This is a genomic window from Novosphingobium sp. SG754, from assembly GCF_013149315.1.
Classification (GTDB): Bacteria; Pseudomonadota; Alphaproteobacteria; order Sphingomonadales; family Sphingomonadaceae; genus Novosphingobium; species Novosphingobium capsulatum.
The window spans coordinates 121,138-132,922 of the sequence record NZ_JABGCC010000002.1 but is presented as its reverse complement, the minus strand read 5'-3'; the positions used below and the strand labels follow the sequence as shown (position 1 = coordinate 132,922).

General features: G+C 63.5%; 11 protein-coding genes. 8 read left to right on the top strand and 3 right to left on the bottom strand.

Going from position 1 to position 11,785, the window contains the following annotated elements; all coding sequences use genetic code 11:
• Nucleotides 1–169: 169 nt before the first annotated feature.
• Both FHW97_RS05225 and FHW97_RS05220 read left to right on the top strand, forming a co-directional pair.
• A complete protein-coding gene (locus tag FHW97_RS05225; protein WP_171798289.1) occupies nt 170–2,269 on the top strand; it encodes a TonB-dependent receptor in 2,100 nt (699 codons plus the stop codon).
• On the top strand, nt 2,269–2,718 hold the full coding sequence (locus FHW97_RS05220; protein ID WP_171798288.1) for a DoxX family membrane protein: 450 nt from the start codon (nt 2,269–2,271) through the stop codon (nt 2,716–2,718). The genes FHW97_RS05225 and FHW97_RS05220 overlap by 1 nt, the downstream gene beginning before the upstream one ends.
• 71 nt (nt 2,719–2,789) lie before the next feature.
• Here the strand turns inward: FHW97_RS05220 and FHW97_RS05215 are convergent, their stop codons facing one another.
• Nucleotides 2,790–3,839: an aromatic ring-hydroxylating dioxygenase subunit alpha gene (locus FHW97_RS05215; RefSeq protein WP_062785784.1), complete on the bottom strand. Its 1,050-nt coding sequence runs from the start codon at nt 3,837–3,839 to the stop codon at nt 2,790–2,792.
• Between the two features lie 99 nt (nt 3,840–3,938).
• On the opposite strand from FHW97_RS05215, the gene FHW97_RS05210 reads away from it, so the two are divergent.
• Nucleotides 3,939–4,883 (top strand): LysR family transcriptional regulator, encoded by a 945-nt coding sequence (locus FHW97_RS05210; protein ID WP_171798287.1) that lies wholly within the window; start codon nt 3,939–3,941, stop codon nt 4,881–4,883.
• A 26-nt stretch (nt 4,884–4,909) separates the two neighbouring features.
• Here the strand turns inward: FHW97_RS05210 and FHW97_RS05205 are convergent, their stop codons facing one another.
• Nucleotides 4,910–5,929, bottom strand: coding sequence for an aromatic ring-hydroxylating dioxygenase subunit alpha (locus FHW97_RS05205; RefSeq protein ID WP_171798286.1), 1,020 nt, complete (start codon nt 5,927–5,929; stop codon nt 4,910–4,912).
• Nucleotides 5,930–6,020: 91 nt separating this feature from the next.
• On the opposite strand from FHW97_RS05205, the gene FHW97_RS05200 reads away from it, so the two are divergent.
• Nucleotides 6,021–7,040 (top strand): AraC family transcriptional regulator, encoded by a 1,020-nt coding sequence (locus FHW97_RS05200; protein ID WP_171798285.1) that lies wholly within the window; start codon nt 6,021–6,023, stop codon nt 7,038–7,040.
• A 52-nt stretch (nt 7,041–7,092) separates the two neighbouring features.
• Here FHW97_RS05200 and FHW97_RS05195 read toward each other — a convergent pair whose 3' ends face one another.
• A complete protein-coding gene (locus tag FHW97_RS05195; RefSeq protein ID WP_171793488.1) occupies nt 7,093–7,995 on the bottom strand; it encodes a LysR family transcriptional regulator in 903 nt (300 codons plus the stop codon).
• Between the two features lie 101 nt (nt 7,996–8,096).
• Between FHW97_RS05195 and FHW97_RS05190 the strand changes: the two genes are divergently transcribed.
• From FHW97_RS05190 to FHW97_RS05175, 4 genes are all read left to right on the top strand, one after another.
• The gene (locus tag FHW97_RS05190) at nt 8,097–9,185 is read left to right on the top strand and encodes an aromatic ring-hydroxylating dioxygenase subunit alpha (protein ID WP_171798284.1); all 1,089 of its coding nucleotides are present in this window, start codon (nt 8,097–8,099) and stop codon (nt 9,183–9,185) included.
• 157 nt (nt 9,186–9,342) lie between these two features.
• The gene (locus tag FHW97_RS05185) at nt 9,343–9,735 is read left to right on the top strand and encodes a cytochrome c (RefSeq protein WP_216647664.1); all 393 of its coding nucleotides are present in this window, start codon (nt 9,343–9,345) and stop codon (nt 9,733–9,735) included.
• On the top strand, nt 9,732–10,223 hold the full coding sequence (locus FHW97_RS05180; protein ID WP_171798283.1) for a hypothetical protein: 492 nt from the start codon (nt 9,732–9,734) through the stop codon (nt 10,221–10,223). The genes FHW97_RS05185 and FHW97_RS05180 overlap by 4 nt, the downstream gene beginning before the upstream one ends.
• The gene (locus FHW97_RS05175; RefSeq protein ID WP_171798282.1) at nt 10,220–11,770 is read left to right on the top strand and encodes an FAD-binding oxidoreductase; all 1,551 of its coding nucleotides are present in this window, start codon (nt 10,220–10,222) and stop codon (nt 11,768–11,770) included. The genes FHW97_RS05180 and FHW97_RS05175 overlap by 4 nt, the downstream gene beginning before the upstream one ends.
• Nucleotides 11,771–11,785 lie beyond the last annotated feature (15 nt).

Here is an 11,785-nt window from a genome sequence, read left to right as displayed (position 1 = left end):
AGCTAATGCGGCATCTATTGATTTGACGAGAATGCACCGCCTCCGTCATCAACCGCCCCGTACCCCCCTAGGTGCCCCGTGTGACGTGCGCCGACCGAAAGAAGGGGATCTGAGAGGAGGCATTATGAAGCGACTGCTTTTGACCACCACGGCCTTGCATGCGGCGTGCATGTTGGCGACCCCCGCCCTGGCGGATGACGCGCAAGCCGCGCCACAGGCCACCACGAGCGCCGCCCCGATTGCCCAGGCAACGCCGGAAATCATCGTGACGGCGCAAAAGCAGAGCCAACCGCTTCATGGCACGCCCGCGGCAGTGACCGCGCTTTCCCAAGATGCCCTCACCACCGCCGGGATCACCGATATCCGCGGCGTCGCCAGCCTGGTTCCTTCGGCACAGTTCCAGGCCGAACGCGGCGCAACCAAGGTGTACCTGCGCGGCGTTGGCACCTTCCTTGACGTGGACAGCACCGATCCGGCCGTGGCGATGAACATCGATGAAGTCTACGCGCCGCGCGAAATCACCGGTGGCGCACTATTCGACCTCAACGACGTTGAAGTGATCTCTGGCCCGCAGGGCACGCTCTATGGTCGCAACGCCGCGGGCGGCGCGGTCAACATCTCGACAAAAGACCCCACCCATAACTTCGGCATCAACATGATGGCCGAAGGCGGCAATTACAATTTCATCCACACCACGGGGGCCGTCAATGTCCCAGTCGGCGACGATGTCGCGGTGCGCGCTGCCTTTGATTACCAGGATCACGACGGCTACCTCAGCAATGGCTTGAACGATCAGAAGAGCATTGCCGGCCGGCTCAAGGTCAAAATGACGCCGACGGAGCGTTTGACCGTCACCCTTTCGGGCGAATACTATCACAGCGGCGGGCTGGGCTTGACGCCCAAGCCGGTCACGCCCAGCGCGCAGTTTCCGTCTGATGCCAGCCCCTGGCAATTCAATGTTGACCCCACGGCGGCCAATTTCTTCAATAAGTCATGGTATGATCTTGTCCATGCCAAGTTCGAATATGACCTGGGCGGTGGAACCAGCCTGATCTACATCCCGGCCTACCTGCATTACAGCAGCCGCTCGAACTTCTATAACGGGCCGGGCACGCTGGAACTCGATCCCTCGGCCACGCAATACACCCATGAATTGCGGCTGTCGCACCAGGGTGAGCACCTGAACTGGGTTGCCGGTGGCTATGCCTATCTCAACGATGGCCTGACCACCAGCATCCTCACGCTGGCGCCCATCCCCGCCCGGTATCCGCAGGTCACCCAGAAATTCAACGTGCATTCGGTCAGCTATGCCGGGTTCGGACAGGCGACGTACACGCTGCACGACGGCCTGAAGCTGACCGGCGGCATTCGCTATTCATACGACAAGCGCAGCGGCGGCGGGGTCAACGGGTTCGGGCCTGCTCCGGGCGTGAGTTTCCCCACCACGTTTACCACCGCGTTGAGCTCCAGCAACGTTGATTACCGGGTCGGCGTGCAGTATGACATTTCGCGCGACAACATGGTCTATGCCAACTTTGCCACCGGCTATAACGAGGGCGGGTTCGTCCCCACGGTGGACGCGAACGGCAAGGCGCTGACATTCCGGCCGCAAACGCTCAAGGCGGTCACGGTCGGCACGAAAAACCGCTTCTGGGGCGGCCGCCTCGAGATCAATGACGAACTCTATTACTACGCCTTTTCCGATTATCAGGTCAGCGCGTTCAACCAGGCGATCGGCGGCCTGATCATCGTCAATGCCAAGTCGGCGCAGATGGTGGGCAACGACCTGACCGTGCGCTTCAAGGCTACCGTGCACGACACGCTCGGCCTGGGCCTCGGCCTCGAATCCGCGCGCGGACTGGACTTCGATGTTCCGGCCTCGGCGGTTGGCGCCGGCAATGCCTGCGCCTGTAGTGGCCTGGCTCTGCCCCAAGCGCCCACCACCACGCTTAACGCCGATTACACCCACATCTGGGACTTCAGCAATGGCGCAACCCTGGCGCTGGCGGGTGATCTGTATTTCTCAAGCAGCTATTGGGAAGTCTATACGCACAACCCGCAGACGCTTTCGCCTGCCTATACGCGGTCGAACGCCACGCTGACCTATACCACCGCCGACAAGCGCTGGACCGTCGCTGCATGGGTCAAAAACATCGAGAATACTGCCCGCTACAACGCGATTTCGCAGCCTTCCAGCGATGCCACGCCGACCACCGGCATTATCGAGCCGCCTCGCACCTTTGGTCTGCGCTTCGGAGTACACATCTGATGCAACACGCTGACACCGCACGTCCGGCGACCGGACACCCCCTGATGCCGCGGGTGTTCGACCCGCAGGGAACATGGTTTGAAAATGGCATTTCCCTGGCCGGCCGGGCGATCATCGCATGGTTTTTCATCGGTGCGGCGCGCTATCACCTTTCCAGCGCCCACTATGCCGATACCTTGAGCGACATGACTGCCAGGGGCGTGCCCGCCCCTGCCCTTGGCCTGGCCATCGGCATGGCCGTGTCCGTCGTCGCCTCTCTTGCCCTGGTGTTCCGAATGGGCGGCCGCTGGCCCGCCCTGGTCCTGGCGGTCTACAGCATTGCCGTATCGTGGTTGATGCACAACCCGATCTATGGGCACGGACCGGACATGTTCTTTTTCTACAAGGATCTGGCGATTACCGGGGCGCTGCTGCTCGCCGGGTCATGGCCCGGCAATTCGAGGCTCTGACAGGCTTCCACAGGATGCCTGCACCGGGGGGGACGCTCCCGCCTGGTGCAGGCTGTTCTCCTTCGGCGCTATCACCCCATGCCGATGTTTTCCCGCCGCAAGTTCGCGATAAGCTGGCGCGTATGGCGCCCACCCACGTCGCTGGCGATGTCAATCAGCGGTTCGTCGGGACACTCGAGCATCCGGCGCTGCTGCAGTTCCAGGACCTCCTGGTCTTCGCGAAACGTGCGCGCGGTCTGTTCAAACACTTCGTCCGGCACGCCATTGTCGAGAATGTTGGTCGCCATCGACCAGAAGTAATGCGTGGTCGTTTCCGTTTCAGGCGTGATCGCGTGGCAGCCGCGCATGGAAAACCGCGTCGTGCCCAAGGCGCCGTAATCCGGCCCGTCATATGCCCCCGTGCCCGCGTCGCATGCGCCGGTGTGGATGCGAATGAACACGGGTTCAAAGATGACTTCCTGCCAACGGTCGACCTTGCCCTGGAAATTGGCAGCGTCGACATAGGTCGGCGGCGGCTCTGAATCGGGCATGAGCCGGGTGACCCGCACTGTCTGGCCACGCTTCTCGGACTTGGTCTTCGTGCGGAAGTGGAGATCCGGATCGCCGCCGATCGTGCGGGCGTGAATGTATGGCAAGTGTGACAGGTCCATCAGGTTGTCGACCAGCAACTGCCAGTTGCCATTGACCTGCAAGTGCGCGCCACGCCAGGCGTAGCCGGCGTCTTCGTGAATAGGGTAATCGGGAATCAGGCTAGGATCCGCCTGTTCGGCATCGCCCATCCAGATCCACATCAAAGCCTGTCGTTCGACCAGCGGATAGTGCCGCACGCGCGCCGTCTCGGGAATGCGATCCTGCGCCGGAATCCGCACGCAGCGCCCGTCCGCCGCAAATTCCAGGCCATGGTAGGCACAGCGCAGACGCGAGCCGGTGACGACACCGGCCGACAGGGCCATGGCGCGGTGGACACAGCGATCTTCAAGCGCGCTGGCCGTGCCTTCCTCCGATCGCCACAGCACGACCGGCCGGTTCAAAATGGTGCGCGCGATCCGGGCGCCGGGCGCCAGATCTGCACTCCATCCCGCAGCATACCAAACGTTCTTCAGGAATGTGGATTGGCTCACAGCACGCTCTCCCGGATCATGCGCGCGGTTCTAGCAAGGGCAGAGGAAATCCACATCACTGTATAGCGTTATTTCCGATATCCAGATATCTTATAACCCATGAGCGTACGCGATTTTGACCTCAATCTGCTCGTGGTTCTCGATGCGCTGATCGAAGAGCGCAGCGTCAGCGCCGCGGCAAGGCGGCTGGGCGTCAGCCAGCCCAACGTGAGCTTTTCGCTCAACAAGTTGCGGGTGCAGTTCAAGGATCAACTGCTACTCCGCTGCGGCAATACGATGCAGTTGACGCCGCTGGCCGAACGGCTGCAAGAGCCGCTCCGGCGCGTGCTTGACGGTGTGCAAACCGACGTCCTGGCGGAACGGAAATTCGAGCCGGCCAGTTGCCAGCGCCGGTTCGTCATCAGCACGTCCGACATCGGCGAACTGATCTTTCTGCCGCGGCTGATGGCGGCGCTGTCGCGGCTTGCGCCGCAGGCAACGCTACAGTCCCGTTCCATGACGCCGATCGAACTCGAGACCGCAATGGCCGAGGGCAAAGTCGATCTCGCGCTCGGCTATTTTCCCGATCTGAACGGCAGCAACTTCATGACGCAAAAGCTGTTCGATCACGACTTTGCCTGCATCGCGGCGGCTGACCACCCGCATGCCAGACCGGGCTGGACGCTCGATACGTTCCTGAGCCTGGGCCATATCGTGGTGGCGCAGTCGGGGCGAAGCCAGGAACTGGTGGAGCAGGAGATGCGCCGCAAGGGGCTGGAGCGGCACGTGCAACTCCAGTCGCCACACTTCATGAGCGTGCCCCTGCTGGTTGCCGAATCCGAACTGATCAGCACCGTTCCAGCGGCAGTGGCAGGGATATTCGCCACCATGGCCCGGCTGCGGGTGGTCGCGCCGCCGCTCACGCTGCCGCGTATCAACATTCAGCAATTCTGGCACCGCCGCGTCCACGACGAGCCGTCGAACCGGTGGCTGAGAGCGCTGATCGGCGAATTGTTCCTCAATCGCGACCCTTCGCCGGCAACACCTGCGCGCAACAAGCGGTAAGACCGCTGCTGCGCGCAGGCGCAGGGCTATGCCAGTTCTGCCTTCAACAGGGCGCTCACCCGCCGGCGCGCCAGCACGGCTGACTTGTCGATCGGCAGCAGCAGGGGCTTCATGTCGAACAGTTCGCGTCCCTTCATGCGCCCCTGGATATCCGCGATCATCGGTTCGTCCTCGTTCTTGAACGCGCCCTCGACGCCCAGCCGGAATCCTTCGGAAACGGCCGGCACGCCCTGCAGCTGGTTGCGGCCACCCGCCCAGAAATAGTGCGTCGTGGTTTCCGTCTCTGGCGTCAGCAGGTGGCAGAACGGAACCTGCACATGGGCATTGGCCATGTCGGCGTGCTGGGCCACGTCAAAGCAATTGCGTTGCACGAGGTTGGCAGGTGCCTGCCAGCGCATGACGGACAGCAGGCTGATCACCTCGGGCGCGTCGTTCCATAGGCCTGCGACCAGCGGCGTGCGCTTGCACTGGGGGCGGTTGTACTGCGAAACCACCTGCTCTCCCTCTTCATGACAGGTCACTTCCGTGGGGAACGTGTCCGAAGGGTCTGCAAGGAATGGATGCAGGAACTCGACATGGGTCAGGTCCAGCAGGTTGTCGATGACGAGTTGGTAATTGCCTTCGACATGAAGGTAGCCCTCCACCCAGTCGAACTGCGCGTCCTCGCGCGCCGACAGCACGGGGATTTTCGCAGGGTCGGCATTTTCCGCCTGCCCCATCCAGATCCACACCATGCCATGGCGTTCGACCAGGCTGTATGACCGCACGCGGATTGCGCCCGCCGCCGGTCCATGTGGATTGTGCACGCAGCGACCGTCCGGGCCAAACCGCAAGCCATGGTAAGGGCAGGCAATGGCATCACCATGCAGCTTGCCCTTGGCCAGGGCGGCAAGCCGGTGGGGGCAGATATTGGACAAGGCGACTGCCGTGCCCTGGCTATCGCGATAGAGCACCACCTCCTCGCCCAGGAACGTGCGGGCAACCGGCTCTGCCCCAAGCGACGACGACCAGCTTGCCGGATACCAACTCTCGTGGATGAACGGCATTATCCCACTCCCTTGTTGTACGGGCACGGCGTGATCGCGCGCCAGACGATTTTCGTTGCGTGGAGCCTAAATCCTTCGGATGCTGGCCGTGATGGTTACGCGTACGGAAAAACGGCTGCTCCGTCCGGATTTTGCAGCACCCTCGATCACCAGCAGCCTGCTAGCGGATTTCCGGCTGGTGGGCGCCTCGCTTACCCGGTTCACGCTGCGTGCGCGAAAGGGGTTTGTCATGAGCGGCATGCCCTACATGTTCATCGTGGCAGAAGGGCATTGCCGTGTCGGTCTTCCCGATGGGCGAACCATCAAGCTGGAGCCAGGCGATGCCGTGATGGCACTGGGTGGCACCCCCACCCAACTGGCTGTTGGCGGCAGAGTGTCCAGCTACGCGGACATGGGCGAAGTCTGGGACGCCAATGCCGGACCGCCGACCTCGCTTGAGGGCTATGAACGCCCGGTCGATATTGCCTGGGGCGATGGCCCCGTCGGCTGCGTCCTCATCGGCAGCGCGATGACCCTGTCGCACCGCGCGGGAACACCGCCCGTGCAGAAAACGCTCCCCGCGGTGCTGCTCGCGCGCGACAGCGAGACGCGGCTGCGTTTTTGGACCGCGGCGCTTGTGCAGATGCTCGACGCGGAAAGCGCCAAGCCGTCAGACGGATTTGCCGCGATCAGCACGATGACCTCGCAGTTCCTCATGGCGCAGATCCTGCGCACCCACCTTGCCGCCAATGCCCCGGCGTTGAGCGACATCCTCGACAAGGGCCGCTCCCGCGCGCTCGCCAGCCTGATGCGCAGGCTGCAACGCCACCCCGAAAACGCCTGGACCCTGGCCGACATGGCCAAGGCGGCCGGTATGTCTCGCACCGCCTTTGCCGAAGTGTTTGCGCGCGCGACGGGCACGACACCTTTTCGCTATCTCACCGGGTGTCGCATCAATGCTGCGGCCGATTTGTTGCGCAATACCGATCTGCCCATAACCGATGTGGCCGATCGCTGTGGCTATCGTTCGGAACGGGCATTTCGGGACGCGTTCGTCCAGGCTCACAGCATGCGCCCACTCGCCTTTCGCAAGGCACAGCGGGCGAAGGATGATGCGATCGCCAGGGCGTGATGTGGGGCGAGCCCGGCCGGGTGGGCTATCCTGCCGGCGTGCCATCCTCCGTTCAGACTGCCGCCTCGTCCCGGATCAAGCCCGTCAACCATTGCAGGCCCATGTCGCCCCTCCGCGCCGGATGGTGCTGCATCATCACTTGCTGCAGGGGCATGGCAAAGGGTGGCTCCGCCACGGCAAGCGGGGCGATCCGCGCAAAGAAGGCGGCCAGGCGCCCATGCATGAGCGCAAGCCGCGGCGTGCCGACCAGGAACCACGGCAGCGACGCGAACGAACTTGTCGTCACCGCGATGCGACGCTCGATCCCCAGTTTCTCGATCACCTGATCGGCAAACGAAGCCTCGCGGTTGGGTCCGAACGTGGCGACGACATGCCCGGCAGCGGCATAGTCGACCATCGCAATCGGTCCAGAGAACAGCGGGTTGTTCGCGCAGCCGACGATCACGTGCCGCTCTTCGAACAGCAGTTCTGACGGAAACCGCGCCAGCACAAAGGCATCGGGCCCGATCAGTAAGTCCACCTGCCCGTTGTCGAGCGCCAGCCCGGATTGTTGCGAGGGAGGAATGATATCAAGGCAGACATGCGGCGCCACCTCGCCCAATCGCGCCGCCACGCGGGTGAGCAGTACCACGGCCATGTAGTCGGACGCGATGATGCGAAAGGTGCGCTGGCTGCTGGCAGGTTCGAACCGCTGGCCAGCCTGCAGCATGGTCTCGGCATCGCGCAGCAATTGCCGCACCAGGGGCAGCAGTGTCTCGGCGGTTGTGGTGGGCAGGAAGCGCTTGCCATTCAACACCAGCAACGGATCGCCGAAATGATCCCGCAGACGGCCAAGCGCTGCACTGACAGCGGGTTGCGACAAGTTCATCCGCTTTGCCGTCTCGGTGATACTGCGTGTGGTCAGCAGCACTTCGAGGGCCACCAGCAGGTTGAGATCCAGGCCTTTGAAGCGCATGCCATCCTCTGATTTGGTGAGGATTTATCCTCAAACCTTTCGATTTGCTTGAGACATGACGCACACCCAAGATGTCTGCAACAGCAAAACGGGAGAAGATCATGGACGATGCGAGCGCCACCGCACCCGAACCCGTGCGTGACGGCATCAGCACCACCGGACCAGAGCGCAATTGGCCGAACAACAGCTGGTGGGTCGCCGCGCATGGCAGCGAGGTGACGGACAAGCCGATCCTGCGCTGGATCCTCGAAATGCCGGTTGCGCTCTATCGCAGCGAGGCGGGCGTGGTCTCGGCCCTGGACAACCGCTGCCCCCATCGCTGGGCACCGCTGCATCTTGGCCATGTCGAAGGCGCGGATCTTGTCTGCCCCTACCATGGCTTTCAGTTCGCGCCATCCGGGCAGTGCGTCCGCGTACCCAGCCAGGCCACCACCCCACCGGCCATTCGCGTGCGCGCGTTCCCGGCGGTGGAGCGCTATGGCTTTGTGTGGATCTGGACCGGAGAGGTGGAAAAGGCCGATCCCAACCTTATCCCGGCAGACCTTGCCTACCTTTCCGATCCTGCCTGGCACACCGTCTGGGGCTACAAGTCGGTTAACGGCAACTATATGCAGCTCAAGGAAAACGTCCTCGATCTCACCCATTTCGCGTTCCTGCACAAAAACTCGCTGCAGGTCAGCGGGTGGGACCGCGCGCCAGAGGTGGAGATGGGCGACGGCCGCGTCGGCTATGTTCAGGTGCACGACATGGAGCCGCTCGCTCCGGTCTATGCCGTTCCGGCAGGCAAGCCGATTGGCAAGCTGGCCAATCGCACCACGCGCGGCACCCAGCTTTCACCCGGCGCGCACCACGCCGAGGTCGCGATCCACGATCCCGCACCCGAAGACGGCGGGCTGGCGCATTTCTCGCTCCGCATGGTTCACCTTACCACCCCGGTGTCGATCGCCCGCTCGCACTATTACTGGGCGATGGCCCGCGATCATGGCGAGCCGTTCGACGTGGAAGCGACCCGGGGCATGGCCGACATCGTCTTTGGCGAAGACATCGCCATGGTCGAGGCGACCCAGCAGATGGCGCGCTGCGCCATCGATCATGATCAGGCGGTGGAATTCAGCGTATCGGCCGATCAGGCCGCCATCCAGGGGCGCCGGCTGGTGCAGGCCATGGTCAATGCCGAACGCGCAGGCTGAAGCGCGCCGGCCATCGACGCGGTCGATAGCGCGACCTCACGCTTAGTCATTCGACCTCGCATGTGGCGCAGCGTTATGACGCCGCAACAACGAGATCGCGCCGCGCCTACATCACCGGAGCGCTAGCCAAAATACCATCCGATGGGGGAGGCCAAGCATGAAAGAGACCCGCCTTCGCCCTGCGCGGCAGCGGCTGCCCATGGCGCGCACGCTGGCGCTGATCGGGACACCGGCCTGGGCTGCCGCTGGCCTGGTCTTGTTCGGTGCGCCCGGCAACAGCCAGGTTCCCGCGCCCGCTGATCGCGGCGTTCCGGTGGTTTCCGCCCTGGTCCGCGCAGGCGATCCGGTGGGCGTGCAGGTCTATGCGCGCACCTGCGCCTATTGCCACGACCATGGCGTTGGCCCGGCCATCACGCACCGTGGGCTGGATCCCGCCATGGTGCGCCTGATGGTGCGGCATGGCGGGCTTGCCATGCCAGCATTTCGCCCCACCGAAATCAGCGATGCAGAGCTTGCCGCCGTCTCGGCCATGCTGGAGCAAAGCAAGTGACCCTTCCGCTTGGCCGCCGCGCCTTTCTCGCTACCACCGGCGCGGCCATGGCAGCAGCCAGCACTAGCGCACTGGCCATGGCCGCCCCGCCCACACCAGGCTTGTTGCTCCTTACCGACGCACCTGCGGCGCAGGCCTGGCTGCAATCGCTTGCCAGCGCCTTTGCCCAGCAGGCCGGCAGCCCGGCCGAAATCGTGGTGGCAACACAGCCCGAGACCATGATGACGCTGATCGCCGATCGACTGGCGCGGCCGCACGGTGCGTTTCTCAGCCTGCTCGCCAGTTCCTCGCACCTGCTGGTGCAAGTGGCCCTGCGCAATACCGGGGCGCACCAGTACCTGGAACTGGAACGGGCGGCCGATATCTTCCAGGCGCCCCAGGCTGCACTTCCCCTGCACAGGGCGTTGGGTTTCGCGCCGCAACTGCCCTCACCTGCAACGCTCGCCGGCCGCTCGCTGTTGGCAGGCGCAATGGAGATTTCGCGATGACCGTCGATTCCTCCAGGCCGGTCCTTCCACCAGGGCACGATCGCCGCAGCTTCATGGCCGGCATCGCCGAGTTCCGAAAGGCGATCGGCGAGGACAATGTGTTCGTCGAAGAAGAACGCCTGGCGCCCTACACCAAGATCATGATCCCTGGCGAGGATGCAGACCATGCGCCCTCGGCAGCGAGCGCGCCGGCATCGGTTCCCGAAATCCAGGCCATTCTGGCGATCTGCAACCGGCACCGGATTCCAGTCTGGCCGGTCTCCACCGGCAAGAACTTCGGCTATGGCACCGCCGCGCCGGCCATGCGCGGAACGGTTGTGCTCGATCTCAGGCGGTTGAACCGCATCATCGAGGTCGATGGCGAACTGGGCACCGCCTTGGTCGAACCGGGCGTGACCTATCGCGCGCTGCTCGATCATCTCAAGGCGCAAGACCTGCCCTATTGGATCGACGTGCCCGCCCCCGGCCCGATCGTTGGCCCTGTGGGCCAGATCCTGGAACGCGGCATCGGCTATACCCCCTATGGCGATCATTTCGCCCACGCCTGCGGCATGGAAGTCGTCCTTGCCAATGGTGATATCCTGCGGACCGGCATGGGCTCGATCGCGGGCGCCAAAAGCTGGCAGACCAACCGCTATGGCTATGGTCCCTATCTCGACGGGATTTTCAGCCAGTCGAACTTTGGCGTGGTTACCAAGATGGGCCTGGGCCTGATGCCGCGGCCCGAGGTTTACAAGCCGTTCCTGGTCTCGTTCCCCAACCACGGCGATCTGCCCCGCGCGGTAGAGATTGCCCGTGACCTGAGCTTGCGCGGGGTCATCCGCAACACACCAGTCGTGGGTCACGTGCTCTACATGATCGCGATGAAAGCCCGGCGTGCCGACATCTTTCCCGGCGAAGGCTCAGTCACCGACGAATGGATCACGCAATTCACGCGGGATCATCATCTCGGCATCTGGGTGATGCAGGCCGCGCTCTATGGCTCGGCGGCGCAGGTCGCTGCAGACTGGGCGCTGATAGAGCAGGCCTATGCCAAGAGCGGCGCGATGCTGCTGACAGACCGCGAACTGGTCGACGAGCCCACCTGGCAGCATGCCAAGCGGCTGATGGCCGGCGAACTCGATCTCGACGAATTCGGGCTCTACAACTGGCGCGGCGGCGGCGGATCGGCCTGGTTCGCGCCGGTTGCCCGCGCCACCGGTGCCGACGCAACCGCGATCATCACGCTGGGCAAACAGATCCTTGCCGAGTTCGGCTTCGATTACCTTGGCGGCTTCATGGTGCAGCAGCGCAACATGATCGCGGTGATGGACCTGCTGTTCGACAGGTCTTCGCCCGATGAACGGAAGCGCGCCCACGATTGCTTTGCCCGCCTGATGAGCGAGTTCGGCAAGCGCGGCTACGGCATCTATCGCACCAACATCGCCTTCATGGACGCGGCAGCGGCCCTGCAGGGTCCAGTGCGGATGAACGTCAACCGCACGCTGAAGCGCGCGCTCGATCCCAACGGCATCATCGCCCCGGGCAAGTCAGGTATCCATCTCTGAACACATCGACCGTTG